Raw genomic sequence first — 19,081 nt, 5'->3', positions numbered from 1 at the left:
ATCGGTCACGCGGCTGAAGTCACCCGGTAGACGTCGTACACGCCCTCGACGTTGCGTACCGCGTTGAGCACATGCCCGAGATGCTTGGGGTCGCCCATCTCAAAGGTGAAGCGGCTGATGGCCACCCGGTCATTGGATGTCGTGACCGACGCGGACAGGATGTTGACCCGTTCGTCGGCCAGCACCCGAGTCACGTCGGACAACAACCGGTGCCGGTCGAGTGCCTCCACCTGAATGGCCACCAGGAACACCGATGTCGGCGACGGCGCCCAATGCACCTCGATGATGCGCTCGGACTGTTGTTGCAGCGAACCGGCATTGGTGCAGTCGGTGCGATGCACGCTGACCCCACCACCCCGGGTGACGAATCCCATAATGTTGTCCCCGGGAACCGGCGTGCAACACTTGGCCAGCTTGGTCAGGGTGCCCGGGGCACCAGGCACGGCGACACCGGTGTCGTCGGTGCTGCGGTGGCGCACCGGCATGGTCGCCGGCGTGGAGCGTTCGGCCAGTTCGTCTTCAGCGCTGTCGGCGCCACCGAGCTGGGCCAACAGACGCTGCACGACGTGTCGCGGCGAGACATGCCCCTCACCGACGGCGGTGTAGAGCGACGAGACGTCGGCGTAGCGCAGTTCCTGGGCCAGCGCACCCATCGCGTCGCCGGTGACCAGTTTCTGCAACGGCAGGCCGCCGCGGCGGACCTCACGGGCGATCGAGTCCTTGCCCGCCTCCAACGCCTCCTCGCGGCGTTCCTTGGCGAACCACTGCCGGATCTTGGCCTTGGCACGCGGGGACACCACGAAGGTCTGCCAGTCTCGCGACGGCCCGGCATTGGGCGCCTTGGAGGTGAAAACCTCCACCACTTCCCCGTTTTCGAGCTTGCGTTCCAACGCGACCAGGCGGCCGTTGACGCGAGCGCCGATGCAGCGATGCCCGACCTCGGTGTGCACGGCGTAGGCGAAGTCCACCGGGGTGGACCCGGCGGGCAGGGTGATCACGTCACCCTTGGGGGTGAACACGAAGATCTCCTGGACGGCAAGGTCGTAGCGCAGCGACTCGAGGAACTCGCCGGGGTCGGCGGCCTCACGCTGCCAGTCCAACAGCTGGCGCATCCACGCCATGTCGTCGATCTCGGCGGCGGTGCCCGGGTGCGGAACACCGTTGCGGCCCTTGGATTCCTTGTACCGCCAGTGCGCGGCGATACCGTACTCGGCGGTGCGGTGCATGTCGCGGGTGCGAATCTGCACCTCGAGCGGCTTGCCCTCCGGGCCGACGACGGTGGTGTGCAGCGACTGGTACACCCCGTAGCGGGGTTGGGCGATGTAGTCCTTGAACCGGCCGGGCATCGGTTGCCACAGCGAATGCACCACGCCCACAGCGGCATAGCAGTCACGGATCTCGTCGCACAGGATGCGAACACCGACCAGGTCGTGGATGTCGTCGAAATCGCGGCCCTTGACGATCATCTTCTGATAGATCGACCAGTAGTGCTTGGGCCTGCCTTCGACGACCGCACCGATCTTCATCCCGGACAGCGCGCTGTTGATCTCGGCACGCACCTTGGCCAGATAGGTGTCGCGCGACGGCGCCCGGTCGGCGACCAACCGCACGATCTCGTCGTAGCGCTTGGGGTGCAGGATCGCGAACGACAGATCCTCCAGCTCCCATTTGACGGTGGCCATTCCCAGCCGATGAGCAAGTGGAGCAATGACTTCCAACGTCTCGCGGGCCTTGCGGGCCTGCTTCTCCGGCGGCAGGAACCGCATGGTGCGCATATTGTGCAGCCGGTCGGCGACCTTGATGACCAGCACCCGCGGATCGCGCGCCATCGCGATGATCATCTTGCGGATCGTCTCACCCTCGGCGGCCGTACCCAGCGCGACCTTGTCGAGCTTGGTCACCCCGTCGACGAGGTGGGCAACCTCCTCGCCGAAGTCGGCGGTCAGCGCCGCCATGCTGTAGCCGGTGTCCTCGACGGTGTCGTGCAGCAGAGCTGCCACCAATGTGGTGGTGTCCATCCCGAGTTCGGCCAGGATGTTGGCGACCGCCAGCGGGTGAGTGATGTAGGGGTCGCCAGAGCGGCGTAGCTGGTCGGCGTGCTTGGCCTCGGCGACGTCGTAGGCGCGTTGCAGGAAGGCCAGATCGGCCTTCGGGTAGATCTGGCGGTGCACGGCCACCAGCGGCTCGAGCACGGGGTTGAGCGTGCTGCGCTGCGAGGTCATCCGCCGAGCCAGTCGCGCGCGGACCCGCCGCGACGCGCTGCTGGTGGCCTTGGGGGTCTCCACCCGCGGTTCGACGGGCGGAATCTCGGCGATCGGCAGCGGGGCCGTGCTTGTTCCCGGATCCTCCGCCATGGTCACCTCCTAGCCGTACCGCGAGGATATCGCCTCAGATAGTGTGCAAGCTGCGCACCGCCAGCGGGGCGACCTTCGCGCGACCGGCCAGCGCCGGCAACTCCAGCACGACCGCCGCAACCGGCACCTCGGCGCCGGCCATCAACAACAGCTCATGAGCGGCGGCGACGGTGCCGCCGGTGGCCAGCACGTCGTCGATGATGACAACACGCCGCCCGGCCAGATCGATACCGTCGGCGGGGATCTCCAGGGTCGCGGTGCCGTACTCCAGGGCGTAGGTCTGGCTGAACACCGGCGGCGGCAATTTCCCGCCCTTGCGGATCGCCAGCACTCCGATCCCGAGCCGGTTGGCGACCGCCCCGCCGAGCAGAAAACCGCGGGCGTCGATACCGGCGACCAAGTCCGCGCCGTCGGCGATCTCGGCGAGCGCATAGGTGACCGCGGCCAGCCCGCGGCTGTCGGCCAGCACCGGGGTCAGATCCTTGAACTGGATGCCCGGCTCGGGGAAGTTGGGCACCTCCCGGGTCAGTGCGGCGATGACGTCAGCCACCGGGTCTTGCTGCCGCCGGCCGCCCGGCTCAGAAAGTCCGGTCACTTCTCGAACACCCACCTGTCCATGTTCCAGCCCGCGCCCCACTTGGTGGGATTGCCTTCGACGGCGTACATCTTCTTCGACGCCATGACCGTGCGCTGCTGACGGTACAGCGGCAGGGTCGGCATGTCCCCCCACAGGATCGGCGAGCTGTCCCCGAGCAGGCGGGCCCGCTCCTTGGCGTCGGTGGTCACCACCAGCGCGGAGATGATGCCGTCGATCTGAGGGTTGGAGTACCCGGGCAGGTTGTTGCCGTCGCCGGTGAACAGTGTGTAGGCGTCCAGGGCGGAGGAGCCGGTGGACCCGCTGCCTGTCGCTCCCCCGGTGCTCGCCAGCAACACGTCGAGCTGGCCGTCGCGCAACGCTTGCGGCCCGGCGGCGTCCGACGTGGCGTCGACGACGGTGATCCCCGCGGGCGCACAGGCCTTGGTAATCGCCCCGACGGTGGCGGCGAGCCGGGGGTTGGGTGCCTGATAGCCCATCCGCACGGTCAGCGGCTGGCCGCCGAGCGCGTCGCGGGCGGCGTCGGGGTTGGCCGGACCGAACTGGCCGGCGACCGCGACGCCCTCCATCCCGCTGAACGCGTCGTCGCCGGCAGGGTTGAGCCGGCTGTTGGAGATCGGCGTCTCCGCGTTCAGCGCGATCAGGTCACGCGGTGTGCACAACGCGACCGCCCGGCGGGCTTGCGGTGCGGCCAGCGGACCCTGAGGCGCGAAAATGAGCTGCTCGATACCACCGGACGGGATCTGCCGGCTGGTGTAGTCGTCGGGAGTGGTCAACGTGCCCGACGAGCCGGTGGCGACATCGATCACCTGGAACGTGCCGTTGTTGAGGCGGTCCTGAACGTCGACGCCGCGGGGCCACACCGTGATCCGCTTGGTGATCGGCTTGGCCCCCCACCAGCGGTCGTTGGCGGTGAGCACCACCGCCCCCTCGGGCAGCACCGAGTCGATCTTGTAGGGGCCGGACGACGGGAAGCGTTTGAGATCGTCGGCACTCAGACCGGGTTTGAGGTCCCAGATGGTGTTCCAGGACTGCGCTATGCGGTCGATCGCCGCCGGATCGCCGGACTGGATGGAGCGGGTCACGTCGATGCCCAGCGCGTCTCCGATGACATGCGACGGCATCAGCGACGTTGCGGTGAATAACTGCAGGTAGTCGGTGATGGCGCGGCCCGGCGCGAAACTGACCCTGGCCTTCTTCTGCCCCGGCTGGCAGTCGACGGCCGCGACGTCGATGTAGCCGGCGTGACTGGCCGCGTCGAAAGCCGGGTACCGGCCGGACTGGGCGGCCCACGCCAGAACCATGTCGTCGCAGGTCACCGGCTTGCCGTCGGAGTACACCGCGTTGTCGGCGATCTGATAGTCCAGGACCAGCGGATCACGGCCCACCACCGAGACCGTGCCGAAGTCGTGGTCGGCGAGGACCTGGCCGTCCGGGCCGTGGAGATTGAACCCGGTCAGCACGCGGGCGAAGGCCTGCGGCCCGGCCGATGCGGCCCCACCGACCGTGTTGGTGTTGTAGCTGATCAACTGGCCGTCGACGGCGTAGTTGATCTGGTCGGCGGGGCTGCCCGAGCAAGACGCCAGGACCGACGGCGCGAGTACCGCGAGGACAGCCGCAACCGCAAGAGCGGCCGTGCGCCGGCGCCGGGCAGTCATGGGCTGCTATTGCCCTCGGGCGCTGCGCTTGCCCGTCGGCCGGGTGGGGCGCGAGCTCGACGGACGAGCGGGCTTGGCGCCGGGCGCGGGCTTGTTGCCCACCGCCGGGGTTCCGCCGATCGCCGACTCGGCCGGCACGGACTCGGCGGCCTGGCCGAGTTCCGCGCCGCTGACGCCGGCGGCCGACGCCGCCTTCGCGGCAGCCGGCTTACGTCGATTGAGCACCCGGCGTGTGTGAGTGCGCACCAGGTCGGTGCGCTCCCGCAGCGTCACCAGCAGCGGGGTGGCGAAGAAGATGGACGAGTAGGTGCCCACGATCACGCCGACCAGCTGCACCAGGGCCAGGTCCATCAAGGTCCCGACGCCCAGCAGCCAGACCGCCACCACCATCAGCGCCACGATCGGCAGCACCGAGATCAAACTGGTGTTGATCGACCTCATGAAGGTCTGATTGACCGCCAGGTTGGCCTGCTCGGCGAACGTTCGGCGGGTGGTGTGTTCGAAGCCGTGGGTGTTCTCCTCGACCTTGTCGAACACGATGACCGTGTCGTACAGCGAGAAACCCAGAATGGTGAGCAGCCCGATGACCGTCGCCGGGCTGACCTCGAATCCGACGATCGAGTACACCCCGGCGGTAACGAGCAGGTCGAACACCAGCGTCGCCAGAGCCGAGATCGCCATGTACTTCTCGTAGCGGAACGTGATGTAGATGGCGGCCAGCACCAGGAACACCCCGAGCGCCAGCAGCGCCTTCTTGGTGATCTGATCGCCCCAGGTTTCCGAGACCGCCGAGTCGCTGATCGTCTGCTTGCTGGGCTGGCCGTCGGCGCCCTTCGGCTTGAACGCGTCGTAGAGCGCGTCGCGCAGCTGTTCGGTCTCCTGGTTGGTCAGCGCTTCCGAGCGGATCTGGACCGTCGCCGACGATCCGTTGCCGACGAGCACCACCGATTCGGGGTTCTTGCCCAGCGCCTTGCTGAAGACGTTCTCCACCTGCTGGGTGGTGGCGGTCCCGTTCTCGCCCGCGGTGGGCATCGAAACCTTGGTGCCGCCTTCGAAGTCGATACCGAAGGTGAAGCCCTTGATCACGATGCTCGCGATGCAGGCAAGCACGATCAGGCCGCTGATCCCGTACCACATTTTGCGCCGGCCGATGACCTCAAAGGCCCCGGTGCCGGTGTAGAGCCGGACGAAGAAGCCGTGCCGAGGTGTCGCGGCGGACTCCAGATCGGGTGCCTCGACCGCCGCCGATTCGACGTCTGCCTGGTCGTCTGTCGTGTTCTGGGCCATCCCGTTATCCCCGTCCCGTCGCAGTGGCCGCGGCGCGCCGCTCGCGGGCGATCTGCTGCACCGCACCGAGCCCGTTGAATGCCGGTTTCGCCATCGTCTGTGACTTCGACGCCAAGTAGATCAGCGGCCAGGTCACCAGGAAGACCACCACCACGTCGAGAATCGTGGTCAGGCCCAACGTGAACGCAAAGCCCTTGACCTGGCCGACGGCCAGGAAGTACAGCACCGCGGCGGCCAGGAAGGTGACCGCGTTGCCGGACAGGATCGTCTTGCGGGCACGGGCCCAACCGCGTGGGACCGCCGAGCGGAACGAGCGGCCTTCGCGGATCTCGTCCTTGATGCGTTCGAAGAACACGACGAACGAGTCCGCCGTCGTTCCGATACCGATGATCAGACCGGCGATACCGGCCAGGTCAAGGGTGTAGTTGATGTATCTGCCCAGCAGCACGAGGATGCCGAACACCATGGCACCGGAGGCCACCAGCGACAGCGCCGTCAGCAGTCCCAGCACCCGGTAGTAGAGCAGCGAGTACACCAGCACCAGCGCCAAGCCGATCGCGCCCGCGATGAGGCCGGCTCGCAGCGAGGCCAGGCCCAGTGTCGCCGACACCGTCTCGGCCTCCGAGGACTCGAACGACAGCGGCAGCGAGCCGTACTTGAGGACGTTCGCCAGCTGTTTGGCGCTGTCGGCGGTGAACGGCGGGTTGCCACCACTGATCTGCGTGCGCCCACCCGGGATGGCCTCCCGGATCTGCGGAGCGCTGACCACCTCGGAGTCCAAGGTGAAGGCGGTCTGGGTGCCGATGTTGGCGGCAGTGAAGTCCGCCCATGTGGTGGCAGCCTGATCCTTGAACGACACGTCGACTACGAAGGCGCCGCTCTGCTGGTCGAAGCCCGACGACGCGTCCTTGATCTGGTCGCCGCTGATGATCGACTTGTCCAGGACGTAGATATATTTGTGGTCCTGGGAGCAGGTGACCAGCGGCAGGTTCGGGTCGTCGTTACCGGCGAGCACGTCGGGCTGGTCGCATTTGCCCGCCATGTATTGCACCGCGATCAGCAGCAGGTTCTGGTTGCTGCTCTGGCGCAGCTCCTTCTCGAACTTGATGCGCGCGGCCAGATCCTTACGCGGATCCGGCGGGGCGGGCGCCGCGGGCGGCGCCGGCTGGCCGGGCGCGGGTGGGGCCGGGGCGGCGGTCGGCGGTGCGGATTGGCCCGGCGCGGGCTGAGCGGGGCTCGGTGTCGGCGTGGGCGCCGGCTCGGCCGGGAACGGGCGCGGCTGAGGCGCTGGCGCTTCAGGATTGGCCGGTGCGGCCGGTGCGGCCGGCGCGGGGACCTCGGGGTTCGCCGGAGGGGCCGGGTTGCCCCCTGGGGGCGCGGCCGGCGCGCCCGGCGCGGGCGCACCGCCCGGTGGCGGAGCGCCCTTCTGGGCGTTCAGCTGCTCTTTGATGGCTTCTACCGGGATGGGCTGACCGATCACCGGACGGATGAACAGCCGCGCCGTCTGGCCAAGGTTGCGGGCCTCGTTGCTGTCGTTGCCAGGCACCGTGATGACGAGATTGTCGCCGTCGATCACCACCTCGGATCCCGACACGCCCAGGCCGTTGACGCGGGCGCCGATGATCTGCTGCGCCTGATTCAGCGCGTCCCGGGTTGGCCGGGAGCCGTCCGGGGTGCGCGCGGTCAGGGTGACGCGTGTTCCGCCCTGCAGATCGATGCCCAGCTTCGCGTCCGCCCGCTTGTCGCCGGTGAGGAAAACGAGCAGGTAGACCCCGATGAGCAGGACCAAAAACAGCGTCAGGTAGCGGTACGGATGCACCGGCGCCGAAGACGATGCCACGTTGTTGTTTCTCCTAGGTTTGTGCCGCGATCCGCTCAGCGGTCCTCTGGGCTCCCGCTAGAGGGTACGTGGCGTGCCTGGCGGTCAGTCTTTGGTCAGGCGGTCCGCGTCGGAGGGGGTGATCTCGGTCGCCGGTGCTGCGGCCGTCTCAGGCCCGTCGGCGACGTCGGCCTCGTCCGGCTCGTCGGCTTCGATCCGGTCGCGGATCGCCAGCTTCATCCAGGTGGTCACCACACCGGGAGCGATCTCCAGGTCGACGGTGTCGTCGGTGATACCGGTGATCGTGGCCTGCAGGCCGGAGGTGGTGTGGACACGGTCACCGACCAGCAGCGACTCGTGGAGGTCGATGGTGGCCTGCATGGCCTTGCGCTGGCGGCGGGAAGCGAAATACATGAACGCCCCCATGATGATGATCAGGGGCAGGAAAACGAGCAGATCCATGACGGCACGATTCTTTCGTATCGGGTGCGGGGTCAACGCGGCGCGACCGGCGGGCCGCGGGGTTCATAGCTGCCTAGTCTGCCATTGGCCGGGCCCCGGTTTGACCGGCACCATCGCGGGGCGACGCCCGGGACCGCATGAACGGCGTCGGCGAGAATGGCCGGATGGACCTGATCGACACCCTGCGCAGCACCGGCGCGGTGCGGGAGTTCACGGGCGAACCGGTCGACGATGCCGCACTGGCGCGGGTCCTCGACACCGCCCGGTTCGCCCCCAGCGGGGCTAACGCCCAGGCCTGGCGTGTTGTGGTGGTCAATGATCCCGACATCCGGACAAGGCTGCGTGACCTCTATCTACCCGGCTGGGTGGACTACCTGACGTTGAGCGCGGCAGGTTTGCGCCCGTGGTCGCCGGTCAACGACCGCGCCGCCGAAGCGACCGCCCTGGCCGCCGGGTCCGACGACATCCGCGCCGCGGCGGCGCAGGGATTCGCCGCCCATCTCGACGAGGTGCCGGTGCTGCTGGCGGTGTTCGCCGACCTCGCGCAGCTGGCTGCCGTGGACCGCGACCTCGACCGCTATTCACTGGCCGGCGGTGCGTCGGTGTACCCGTTCGCCTGGAGCATCCTGCTGGCCGCCCGCGCCGAAGGTCTGGCCGGTGTACTGACGACGATGCTGATTAGGGCTGAAGACGAGGTCAAGGAGCTGCTCGGCGCCGAGGATCCGTTGGTACTGGCGGCGGTGATCGCGCTGGGTCATCCCGTGCGGCAACCGCGGCGGCTGACCCGCCAGCCCGTCGATTCGTTCACCACGATCGACCGGGTGGACGGCGCACCGTTCCCCGCTTGATCGGCACGAGTCTCAACCGATTACGTCGTACCTGGGGCTCGATACGACGCAATCCATCAGTATTAGCACCGCCAGCCCAGGTTTTCAGTTGCATTGAGCCGTCACCCGACTAGGCTCGGATCGCCCGCTTCATGTAGTGCCGCCTCGTCTAGGAGAAGAACGTGACCACCCTCGAGCAGAGCCGCAAGCTCGTCACCGACATACCCGGCCCCGGATCGATCGAACTGGGCAAGCGGCGCGTGGCCGCGGTGTCCCGCGGCGTCGGCGTGACCATGCCGGTCTTCGCCGCGCGGGCTGCCGGCGGGATCATCGAGGACGTCGACGGCAACCGGCTGATCGACCTCGGCTCGGGCATCGCGGTTACGACGATCGGCAACTCCTCCCCCCGCGTCGTCGATGCGGTGCGCGCACAGGTCGCGGACTTCACCCACACCTGCTTCATGGTGACGCCCTACGAGGAATACGTCGCCGTCGCCGAGCACCTGAATCGCCTGACCCCCGGCTCCTACGAGAAGCGGTCGGCGCTGTTCAACTCCGGCGCCGAGGCGGTGGAGAACGCCATCAAGATCGCCCGCGCCTACACCCGCAAGACGGCGGTGGTGGCCTTCGACCACGCCTACCACGGCCGCACCAACCTGACGATGGCGCTGACCGCCAAGTCGATGCCCTATAAGAGCGGGTTCGGGCCGTTCGCGCCGGAGATCTACCGCGCGCCGATGTCCTACCCCTACCGCGACGGGTTGATCGACAAGGAGTGGGCCACCGACGGCGAGCTGGCCGCCGAGCGTGCGCTGACCGTCATCGACAAGCAGATCGGCGCCGCCAACCTGGCGGCGGTCATCATCGAGCCCATCCAGGGCGAGGGCGGTTTCATCGTCCCGGCTCCCGGCTTCCTGCCCACGCTGCGCGCGTGGTGCTCGGAGAACGGTGTGGTGTTCATCGCCGACGAGGTGCAGTCCGGATTCGCCCGCACCGGTGCGATGTTCGCGTGTGAGGACGAGGGCATCGAGCCCGACCTCATCGTGAGCGCCAAGGGCATCGCCGATGGCCTGCCGCTGGCGGCGGTGACCGGGCGCGCCGAGATCATGGACGCCCCGCACGTCTCCGGTCTGGGCGGCACCTACGGCGGCAACCCGGTGGCGTGCGCGGCGGCGCTGGCCACCATCGAGACCATCGAGCTCGACGGGATGCTCGACCGGGCCAAGCACATCGAAAAGGTCATGAAGGACAAGCTCGGCCGCATGCAGGCCGACGACGACCGCATCGGTGACGTGCGCGGCCGCGGCGCGATGATCGCGGTGGAGCTGGTCAAGTCCGGCACCGCCGACCCGGATGCGGATCTGGCTAAAAACCTTGCCGCCAAGGCCCATTCACAGGGTGTGCTGGTGCTGACCTGCGGCACGTTCGGCAATATTCTGCGCTTCCTGCCGCCGCTGTCGATCAGCGACGAGCTGCTGACCGAGGGGCTCGACGTGCTGGCCGCCATCCTGCGCGAACTCTGATCCGGCCCCAGCGATGACCACGGTCAAAAACTTCATCGACGGTCAGCAGGTCGACTCCGACAGCGGCGCCACCATGGCACTGGTCGATCCTTCGACGGGTGAGAAATACGGCACCGCACCGGTTTCCAATGAGCACGACGTCGACCGCGCCTACGCCGCGGCGCAGAAGGCCTTCACCGACTGGAAGCGCACCACCCCCTCGCACCGGCAGAAGGCGCTGCTTGCGTTCGCCGATGACGTGGAGAAGGCGGCAGCGGACCTGGTTGCCGCCGAGGGCCGCAACACCGGCAAACCCAACCACGTGACGCTGGCCGAAGAGATCCCCCCGATGCTCGACCAGATCCGGTTCTTCGCCGGCGCGGCCCGGATCCTGGAAGGCAAGTCGGCCGGGGAGTACATGGAGAACCACACCTCCTGGATCCGCCGTGAACCGGTCGGGGTGATCGGCCAGGTGGCCCCGTGGAACTACCCGATGATGATGGCGATCTGGAAGTTCTGTCCGGCGATCGCGGCGGGCAACACCGTGGTGATCAAGCCCAGTGACACCACCCCGGTGACCACCGTCATGCTGGCCGAGATCGCCGCCGAGCACTTCGGGCCCGGCGTGCTCAACGTGATCTGCGGTGACCGAGTGACCGGCGCGGCGGTCGTCGCGCACCCGACGCCCCAGATGGTGTCGATCACCGGATCGGTGGCCGCCGGCCGGGCCGTCGCGGTCAGCGCCGGCGGGCACCTCAAACGCACCCACCTGGAACTGGGCGGCAAGGCGCCGGTAATCGTGTTCGACGACGCCGACGTCGCCGCGGCCGCCGAGGGAATCGCGGTCGCCGGGTTCTTCAACGCCGGCCAGGACTGCACCGCTGCGACCCGGGTGCTGGCCCACGCCGGGATAGTCGAGAACCTCACCGCCGCGCTGGCCGAGCAGGCCAAGGGTGCGGCCACCACGTTCGGTCGCGCCTCCGACGACGAGGACGCCTGGGTGCCGCCGGTCAACAACCCCAACCAGCTGGAGCGGGTGCTCGGCTTCCTGGCCGACGTGCCATCACACGCGACGGTGGCCGCCGGCGGAAACCGCCAGGGCGACAAGGGTTTCTACGTCGAACCGACCGTCATCGGCGGACTGGCCCAAAACGACCGGCATGTCCAGGAGGAGATCTTCGGCCCGGTGATCACCGTGCAGTCGTTCGCCGACGAGGCCGAAGCGATCACCTGGGCCAACGGTGTCGAATACGGGTTGGCGTCCTCGGTGTGGACCAGGGACGTCTCCCGCGCGATCCGCGTCTCCAACGCGCTGGACTTCGGCTGCGTGTGGATCAACACCCACATCCCGCTGGTGGCCGAGATGCCGCACGGCGGCTACAAGTCCTCCGGGCACGGCAAGGACCTGTCGATGTACGGCTTCGAGGACTACACCCGCATCAAGCACGTGATGGCCTACACCGGCGGCTGACGCACCGGTCAGGGGTGGTAGGCCCGCAGCAGCGCGCGGGTGCGCGCCCGGCCATCCGGGGACGGATCGAACGTCGCAGCGACGTACTCGTCGACGCCCGCGGCGCGCAGTTCGTCGAGCCGGCCGCGCACGGTGTCCTCGTCGCCGATGATGGCGGCGTCCTCCGGCCCGGCGTAGCCCTCGCGGTCGAGCATCGCGCGGTAGGAGGGCAGGTGTCCGTACATGGCGAACTGTTCGGCGGCCTGCTTTCGGGCGCCGTCGACGTCGTCGGTGACGCTGATCGGCAACGACGCGGCGACCCGCACCCCGCCGCCGCGGCCGGCGTCGACGGCCGCCTGGCGCAGGGTGGGACCGACATGTTCGGCCAGCGTCCGGGGACCGGTCATCCAGGTGCAGGTGCCCGAGGTTCGGCGCCCGGCGATCTTGAGCAGCTGCGGGCCCAGGGCCGCGATGTAAACGTCGGGTTTGGCCGCCCCGGGGATCATCAACGCGCCCCGGGTGGTCACCGTCTCACCCTCCGCTTCGGCGGGTTCGCCGGCCAGCAGGGGCAGCAACCCGTCGAGAAATTCGTTGAGCCGGCGTACCGGCTTATCCCACGGGATGCCCCACATCCCTTCGGTAACCGCCCGGTGGGTCATGCCCAGCCCGAGGGTGAAGCGCCCGCCGGAGGCCAGGCTCAGCGTCAGCGCGCGCTGCGCCATCTGCATCGGATGCTGGTTCTGGATGGGCACGACGCCGCTAGCCACCTCGATGGTGTCAACCTCGTGCAACGCGATGCCCAGGACCATCAATAGATCGGGCTCGTAAGGCAATTGGCTCATCCAGATGCGCTTGAAGCCTTCGTCGCGCAGCATCGCGAGATTGGCGATCGTCGCGTCGATCGGCGACTGGCCACCCGATCCGCTGAGTTGCCCGAACATACTGATCTGCACTACCGGCACTCCTCTGCTCGCTCCCGCGCGGGAGGGTCTCGTTCATCATGCGCGCCGCGCACCCACACCACGCCGAGGGGCCACCCGCACGCCGGTGCGCGGCGGATGGCCCCCGGGAACCTCCGGTCAGTGCGCAACGGGTGTCCGGCGACGCGAGCCACCGAACATGCCGCGCCACCCGCGGCCACGGCCGGTCTCCCCGACCGGCGCGTCCACGCTCCGGTCGTCGGCGACGACCGGACCGTTGGTGGTGACCGTGGCGGGCTCGGCCATCGCAGGCTCGACGACGTCGGGCTCACTCACGGCAACCGGACGCTGCGCGTAGCGGATGTCGCGCAAGCTGCGCACCGACACCCGGCCCAGGGCCATGGCGCCCAGGAAGATGATCAGCGCGCCCAGGCCGCTGAAGAAGGTCAGTTCGAGGGCGATCTGTTCGCTGACGGTGCTGGCGACTGGAGCGCCGGAGTCACCCAGACCCCAGGGCCCGGCGAACAGCCGGCCGACCACGAACCACGCCCCTGCCACGACGGTGAGCCACCCGCCGAACACTGCGGTGGCCCGGTTGCGTGACATCAGCAGCAGCAGGCCGCCGAGCACGGTCACCAAGCCGGGCAGCACCTCGAGCCAGCCGCGCCCGGAGGTCCAGGCCCACGGGGTGTCCGGGTCGTAGGCGAAGTCGAAGTAGGGCCCGACGAACGGGATCAGCGCTCCCCACAACCCCAGCACGACCAGCAGGAAGCCGCTGGCAGCGCCGCGGCTACGCGGGATCTGCATCCGTCCCGCCCGGGTGTTCACGTCGGTCAACCGGGTGTCTGTTTCTCTCATGGCCCCTCCTCGGGCAGCGGGGTGAGTTCCCCGTGGTGGGGTTCGGGTACCCGCGTCACGCAACCGCCTAACGGCACCCACTGGATGCGCGTGCGCCCATCGAGAGCAAGTTCACAGGCCCCCGTCCTGGCGACTGGGCCTCTCCGCGGAATACGGTTAGTTTCGCTAACGTAGTTTCTTGTGGGCGCAACGGAGCCCCACTCATATTCATCGTCACTTGTCTGGAGTCGCGTCATGCCGACTGATACTCGCGAAGCCCGGTTCGAGCAGCGCCTCGCTCACCTCTATGCGACGGATCCGCAGTTCGCCGCCGCCGCGCCCGACCCCCACGTCACCGCGGCCGCCGACGACACCACCCTGCGACTGCCGCAGATCATCAAGACCGTCTTCGACGGTTACGCCGACCGCCCGGCGGTGGGCCAACGCGCGGCGCGGCTGGTTCAGGACCCCGCCACCGGGCGCACCACTACAGAACTGTTGCCCGCGTTCGAGACCATCACCTACCGACAACTGTGGGATCGCGTGCAGGCCGTCGCCCACGCGTGGGCCGCCAACCCGGTGGCTCCCGGTGACCGGGTGGCCATCCTCGGCTTCACCAGCACCGACTACACCACCATCGACGTCGCGTCGGTCCTGCTCGGAGCCGTGTCGGTGCCACTGCAGACCAGCGCCGGCGTCAACTCGCTGCGGCCGATTATCACCGAGACAGAACCCACCCTGATCGCCTCCAGCATCGACTATCTCGACGACGCCGTCGAATTGGCGCTGGGCGGTCCCGCACCGAAACGGTTGGTGGTCTTCGACTTCCGGCCCGAGGTCGACGATCAGCGTGACGCGCTTGCCGATGCACGGGCGCGGCTGGCAGGCACCGGAGTCACGGTGTCGACGCTGGTCGACGAATTCGAACGCGGCACAAAACTTTCCGTCAACATACCGGGAACCGACGAGGACGACCCGCTGGCCCTGCTGATCTACACCTCCGGCAGCACCGGCGCGCCGAAGGGTGCAATGTACCCGGCCAGCAAGGTGGCCGACATGTGGTCGGCGGCGGCCGCGCACTGGGACGACCGGCACGGCGCCTTCCCGGCTATCGTCTTGAGCTTCATGCCGATGAGCCACGTGATGGGCCGAGGTGCCCTGTATGGCGCGTTGAGTACCGGCGGCACGGTGTATTTTGCTGCCCGCCCGGACCTTTCGACCTTCCTCGAGGATCTGGCGCTGATCCGGCCCACCCAGCTCAACCTGGTGCCGCGGGTCTGGGACATGATCCACCAGGAGGTGCAGAGCGAGGTCGACCGTCGCGTCGGAGCCGCCGGGTCGGCCGCTGTCACCGCCGAGGTGCTGGCCGAGAAGCGCCGCAGCCTGCTCGGTGACCGCTTCGTCGCCGCGATCACCGGTTCCGCGCCGATCGCGCCGGAACTGCGGGCGTGGGTCGAGGACTTCCTGGACATGCACCTGCTCGAAGCCTACGGCTCGACCGAGGCAGGCGCGGTACTCGCCGACGGCGTCGTGCGCCGGCCTCCCGTCACCGACTACAAGCTTTGCGACGTACCGGAATTGGGATACTTCTCGACCGACCTGCCGCACCCCCGCGGCGAGTTGCTGATCAAGTCCACACAGCTGTTCCCCGGCTACTACAGGCGTCCCGACGTCACCGCCGAGATGTTCGACGCGGACGGGTTCTATAGCACCGGCGACATCGTCACCGAGATCGGACCCGATCAGCTGCGCTACGTCGACCGACGCAACAACGTCCTCAAGCTGGCGCAGGGTGAGTTCGTCACGGTATCCAAGCTCGAGGCGGCCTTCGGCCACAGCCCGCTGGTGCACCAGATCTACCTGTACGGCAACAGTGCTCGGCCGTATCTGCTCGCCGTCGTGGTGCCAACCGCCGAGGCCCTCGCCGGCCACGACGCGACCGAACTCAAGGCGCTGATCACTGAGTCGATGCAGGAGATCGCCCGCGAAGCCGGGCTGCAGTCCTACGAGATACCCCGCGACTTCCTCATCGACCCAACGCCGTTTACCGTCGAGAACGGATTGTTGACCGGTATCCGCAAGCTCGCCTGGCCGCGGCTGAAGGAACGTTACGGCCCCGCGCTCGAGCAGCTCTACGTCGACCTCGCCGAAGGGCAGGCCGACGAGTTGCGCGCACTGCGCCGCAGCGGAGCCGATGCCCCCGCGTTGGAGACCGTCACCCGCGCCGCAGGCGCGCTCCTGGGTGCCGCGGCCGCGGACCTGCACGCCGACGCCCGCTTCACCGATCTCGGTGGAGACTCCCTGTCGGCGCTGACATTTGCCAACCTGCTGCAGGAGATCTTCGGCGTCGAGGTGCCGGTCGGCGTCATCGTCAGCCCGGCCAACGACCTGGCGGCGATCGCCACCTATGTCGACACGCAGCGGACCTCGGGCAGCAAGCGACCGACGTTCGCCTCCGTGCACGGCGCTGGCGCGACCGAGGTCCACGCTCGCGATCTCACCCTGGACAAGTTCATCGACGCCGCGACATTGGGCGGCGCGGCGCAGCTGCCCGCCCCGAGCAGCGAGATCCGCACCGTTCTACTCACCGGCGCAACCGGATTCCTGGGTCGTTATCTGGCCCTGGAATGGCTGGAGCGGATGGACCTCGTCGACGGCACAGTGATCTGTCTGGTCCGGGCGCGTTCGGACGCCGACGCGCGACGCCGGCTCGACGACACCTTCGATAGCGGTGACCCCGCCCTGTTGGAGCACTACCGTGCGCTGGCCGCCGATCACCTCGAGGTGATCGCCGGCGACAAGGGCGAAGAGAACCTCGGCCTGGACGACGCGACCTGGCAGCGCCTGGCCGACACCGTCGACCTCATCGTCGACCCGGCCGCTCTGGTCAACCATGTGCTGCCGTACCGAGAACTGTTCGGCCCCAATGCCGTCGGCACCGCCGAGCTGATCCGCATTGCGCTGACCACCAAGCTCAAGCCATTCGTCTATGTCTCGACGATCGGTGTCGGCGCGGGCGTCGCCCTCGGGCAGTTCGTCGAGGACGGTGACATCCGCGCGATCAGTGCCACCCGCGCCGTCGACGACTCCTATGCCAACGGCTACGGCAACAGCAAGTGGGCCGGCGAGGTGCTGCTACGCGAGGCCAACGACCTGTGCGGTCTGCCGGTGTCGGTGTTCCGCTGCGACATGATCCTGGCCGACACTACCTACGGCGGCCAGCTGAACCTGCCGGACATGTTCACCCGGATGATGCTGAGCCTGGTGGCCACGGGCATCGCGCCGGCGTCGTTCTACGAACTCGACGCCGAGGGCAACCGGCAGCGCGCCCACTACGACGGTCTGCCGGTGGAGTTCATCGCCGAGGCCATCTCCACGCTTGGCGCCCACGTCGCGCAGGAGGGTGACGGTGCGTTCGAGACCTACCACGTGATGAACCCCTACGACGACGGCATCGGGCTCGACGAGTTCGTCGACTGGCTGATCGAGGCCGGCTATCCGATCCAGCGGATCGCCGACTACCAGGGGTGGCTGCAGCGGTTCGAGACCTCGATGCGGGCGCTGCCAGACCGCCAACGCCAGTACTCGCTGCTGCCGCTGCTGCACAACTACCAACGGCCCGACCATCCAGTCCGCGGATCCATCGCGCCGACTGACCGGTTCCGCGCCGCGGTGCAGGACGCAAAGATCGGACCGGACAAAGACATCCCGCACGTCACCCCTGCGGTCGTGGTGAAGTACGCCACCGACCTGAAGCTGCTCGGTCTGCTGTAGGCCAGCCCCTGAGCTGACTGGTTGCCTGAGCAAGTATCATCCGCTCAGGCAGCCAGCTCTCAGGGGACGAGCCGCGCCGGTCGGGAGCAGAGATGGTGGGCGTTTCGGCGTCGGTACGGCAGTGGTGGCGACGCCCGGACCAGTACGACGCCGTGTCGGCCTATCTGGATTCGAGTCGCCTGCAACGGCCGACACGCTACACAATTGCCGCGGTAATGGCGGCGTTCGCGTTGGTTCCTCCGATCATGCTGGCCAGCCCATCCGGCCCCAAGGGTATGAAGGCTGTCGTGGTGTCGTTCGGCATCACCGCCGCGTGCGCTGCGCTGGCCGCCCTCTGGGCGACCCGGTGGCCCACCGAACGTCAGTCGGCCGCCTTCACGATCGCGGCGACAGCCTGCATCGTCGCCGGAGGCTCGATTGCCGTCGATCCCGCCGCCGGCGTCTTCGGGGGCATGGCATTCGCACCGCTGGCCGGCTACCTGTCGTTCTTTCATTCGGGTCGACTGTCCACCGCGCTGCTGGCCGCGGCCGCCGTATCCACCGTCGTGGTGTGCTTCCAGGTTGCTCCTGGCGATCCGATGATGGCGATCGGCCACAGCGTCGGCGCGCTCGCCACCATGGTCATGGTTCCGCTCGTCGTACAAGCCCTGCTGCACATGTTGACCGCCGACGCGCACCGTTCCTTCACCGACCCGCTGACCGGCCTGCGCAATCGTCGTGGCTACTACCAGTCGGCGATCCAACTCATCGGCGCGGCGGACAGGTCGCAGACCCGATTCCTGATCGTGGTCATGGTCGATCTCGATGGGTTCAAACAGATCAACGACCGCCACGGGCACCACCGCGGTGACGCCGTCCTGGTCGCGGTGGCCGACAATCTGCGCCGCGCCAGCGCGATGAATGCTGTGGTCGCGCGCCCCGGCGGCGAGGAATTCCTCATTGCCGAATTATGGGAATCGGCCGAGCTCACGGCCGGCGCCGAGCGGTTGCGGATGGCGGTCGCGGCCACGCCGGGTGGTGTGACAGCAAGCCTCGGGGTCGCCTCGGTGGCGATCTCCGAGGTCGACCCCGCCCGCGCCAGAGAGGTTCTCGACGACCTGGTACACGCGGCCGACACCGCGATGTACGAAGCCAAGCGCGCCGGCGGCGACCGCGTCCACTACTGGTCGCCATCGACGACAGCCAGGTCCTGAGGCCGACACTCAGAGAACGGCGATCACCACCAGCACGACCGCGATGAGCGGGAAGGTGCCCTGGGTGAGCGCAGCGCGCGCCTTGTCCGGTGACGACGCCAGCAGCACCACCGCGGCGGCGAGCATCGAGCCGACGCCGGCGAGGATCAGCGCGACTCCGACGGCCTGATGGCCCATGGCGATCCCGACGATCCCGGCGGCGGTGACGACCGCGAGAAACAAGTTGTAGAAGCCCTGGTTGAAGGCGAGTGCCTTGGTCATCTCGGCCTCTTCGGCGCTGGTGCCGAAGACCGCGCGGGTGCGGGGCGTGGTCCAGGTGAGCGACTCCATGACGAATATGTAGACGTGCAGCAGGGCGGCGAGCCCGGCGACGATCAAACCCGCGGTGAGCATCGCACTCCCC

At 68.2% G+C, this 19,081-nt stretch carries 14 protein-coding genes; 5 read left to right on the top strand and 9 right to left on the bottom strand.

Annotated features, from left to right (window positions below; genetic code table 11):
* Positions 1-5: 5 nt before the first annotated feature.
* The 6 genes from ACXDF8_RS03005 to yajC form a co-directional block, all read right to left on the bottom strand.
* A complete protein-coding gene (locus ACXDF8_RS03005) occupies positions 6-2,354 on the bottom strand; it encodes a RelA/SpoT family protein (protein WP_457221767.1) in 2,349 nt (782 codons plus the stop codon).
* A 34-nt stretch (positions 2,355-2,388) separates the two neighbouring features.
* Entirely contained in the window at positions 2,389-2,904 is a 516-nt protein-coding gene (locus tag ACXDF8_RS03000; protein ID WP_457222045.1) for an adenine phosphoribosyltransferase, read from the bottom strand.
* A 41-nt stretch (positions 2,905-2,945) separates the two neighbouring features.
* A complete protein-coding gene (locus ACXDF8_RS02995; RefSeq protein ID WP_457221766.1) occupies positions 2,946-4,607 on the bottom strand; it encodes an ABC transporter substrate-binding protein in 1,662 nt (553 codons plus the stop codon).
* A gap of 6 nt (positions 4,608-4,613) precedes the next feature.
* Positions 4,614-5,894 (bottom strand): protein translocase subunit SecF, encoded by a 1,281-nt coding sequence (gene secF / locus ACXDF8_RS02990; protein ID WP_457221765.1) that lies wholly within the window; start codon positions 5,892-5,894, stop codon positions 4,614-4,616.
* A 4-nt stretch (positions 5,895-5,898) separates the two neighbouring features.
* Positions 5,899-7,734: a protein translocase subunit SecD gene (gene secD / locus ACXDF8_RS02985; RefSeq protein WP_457221764.1), complete on the bottom strand. Its 1,836-nt coding sequence runs from the start codon at positions 7,732-7,734 to the stop codon at positions 5,899-5,901.
* Positions 7,735-7,818: 84 nt separating this feature from the next.
* Positions 7,819-8,175, bottom strand: coding sequence for a preprotein translocase subunit YajC (gene yajC / locus ACXDF8_RS02980; protein ID WP_457221763.1), 357 nt, complete (start codon positions 8,173-8,175; stop codon positions 7,819-7,821).
* A gap of 164 nt (positions 8,176-8,339) precedes the next feature.
* Between yajC and ACXDF8_RS02975 the strand changes: the two genes are divergently transcribed.
* The 3 genes from ACXDF8_RS02975 to ACXDF8_RS02965 all read left to right on the top strand — a co-directional run bounded on the left by ACXDF8_RS02975 (position 8,340) and on the right by ACXDF8_RS02965 (position 11,975).
* A complete protein-coding gene (locus tag ACXDF8_RS02975) occupies positions 8,340-9,023 on the top strand; it encodes a nitroreductase family protein (protein WP_457221762.1) in 684 nt (227 codons plus the stop codon).
* A 161-nt stretch (positions 9,024-9,184) separates the two neighbouring features.
* Positions 9,185-10,525 carry a 4-aminobutyrate--2-oxoglutarate transaminase gene (gene gabT, locus ACXDF8_RS02970; protein ID WP_457221761.1) on the top strand — a complete coding sequence of 447 codons (1,341 nt, stop codon included), beginning with the start codon at positions 9,185-9,187 and terminating at the stop codon, positions 10,523-10,525.
* Between the two features lie 13 nt (positions 10,526-10,538).
* Positions 10,539-11,975 (top strand): gamma-aminobutyraldehyde dehydrogenase, encoded by a 1,437-nt coding sequence (locus ACXDF8_RS02965; RefSeq protein ID WP_457221760.1) that lies wholly within the window; start codon positions 10,539-10,541, stop codon positions 11,973-11,975.
* Between the two features lie 8 nt (positions 11,976-11,983).
* On the opposite strand, the gene ACXDF8_RS02960 is transcribed toward ACXDF8_RS02965, so the two are convergent.
* Together ACXDF8_RS02960 and ACXDF8_RS02955 are read right to left on the bottom strand one after the other, a co-directional pair.
* A complete protein-coding gene (locus ACXDF8_RS02960; RefSeq protein ID WP_457222044.1) occupies positions 11,984-12,895 on the bottom strand; it encodes a TIGR03564 family F420-dependent LLM class oxidoreductase in 912 nt (303 codons plus the stop codon).
* A gap of 138 nt (positions 12,896-13,033) precedes the next feature.
* On the bottom strand, positions 13,034-13,732 hold the full coding sequence (locus ACXDF8_RS02955; RefSeq protein WP_457221759.1) for a hypothetical protein: 699 nt from the start codon (positions 13,730-13,732) through the stop codon (positions 13,034-13,036).
* Between the two features lie 234 nt (positions 13,733-13,966).
* Between ACXDF8_RS02955 and car the strand changes: the two genes are divergently transcribed.
* Positions 13,967-17,485: a carboxylic acid reductase gene (gene car, locus ACXDF8_RS02950; protein ID WP_457221758.1), complete on the top strand. Its 3,519-nt coding sequence runs from the start codon at positions 13,967-13,969 to the stop codon at positions 17,483-17,485.
* Between the two features lie 92 nt (positions 17,486-17,577).
* A complete protein-coding gene (locus tag ACXDF8_RS02945; RefSeq protein ID WP_457221757.1) occupies positions 17,578-18,678 on the top strand; it encodes a GGDEF domain-containing protein in 1,101 nt (366 codons plus the stop codon).
* A gap of 9 nt (positions 18,679-18,687) precedes the next feature.
* On the opposite strand, the gene ACXDF8_RS02940 is transcribed toward ACXDF8_RS02945, so the two are convergent.
* On the bottom strand, positions 18,688-19,071 hold the full coding sequence (locus ACXDF8_RS02940; RefSeq protein ID WP_457221756.1) for a DUF1304 domain-containing protein: 384 nt from the start codon (positions 19,069-19,071) through the stop codon (positions 18,688-18,690).
* Positions 19,072-19,081 lie beyond the last annotated feature (10 nt).

The sequence above is a fragment of the Mycolicibacterium sp. CBM1 genome, assembly GCF_054073305.1.
This window is presented reverse-complemented; position numbering and strand designations above follow the sequence as displayed.

Coding starts and splice junctions, on each gene's coding strand:
- ACXDF8_RS03005 (WP_457221767.1), bottom strand. CDS start 2,354: ATGGCGGAGGATCCGGGAACAAGCACGGCCCCGCTGCCGATCGCCGAG.
- ACXDF8_RS02995 (WP_457221766.1), bottom strand. CDS start 4,607: ATGACTGCCCGGCGCCGGCGCACGGCCGCTCTTGCGGTTGCGGCTGTC.
- secF (WP_457221765.1), bottom strand. CDS start 5,894: ATGGCCCAGAACACGACAGACGACCAGGCAGACGTCGAATCGGCGGCG.
- yajC (WP_457221763.1), bottom strand. CDS start 8,175: ATGGATCTGCTCGTTTTCCTGCCCCTGATCATCATCATGGGGGCGTTC.
- ACXDF8_RS02975 (WP_457221762.1), top strand. CDS start 8,340: ATGGACCTGATCGACACCCTGCGCAGCACCGGCGCGGTGCGGGAGTTC.
- ACXDF8_RS02965 (WP_457221760.1), top strand. CDS start 10,539: ATGACCACGGTCAAAAACTTCATCGACGGTCAGCAGGTCGACTCCGAC.
- ACXDF8_RS02960 (WP_457222044.1), bottom strand. CDS start 12,895: ATGTTCGGGCAACTCAGCGGATCGGGTGGCCAGTCGCCGATCGACGCG.
- ACXDF8_RS02955 (WP_457221759.1), bottom strand. CDS start 13,732: ATGAGAGAAACAGACACCCGGTTGACCGACGTGAACACCCGGGCGGGA.
- car (WP_457221758.1), top strand. CDS start 13,967: ATGCCGACTGATACTCGCGAAGCCCGGTTCGAGCAGCGCCTCGCTCAC.
- ACXDF8_RS02945 (WP_457221757.1), top strand. CDS start 17,578: ATGGTGGGCGTTTCGGCGTCGGTACGGCAGTGGTGGCGACGCCCGGAC.
- ACXDF8_RS02940 (WP_457221756.1), bottom strand. CDS start 19,071: ATGCTCACCGCGGGTTTGATCGTCGCCGGGCTCGCCGCCCTGCTGCAC.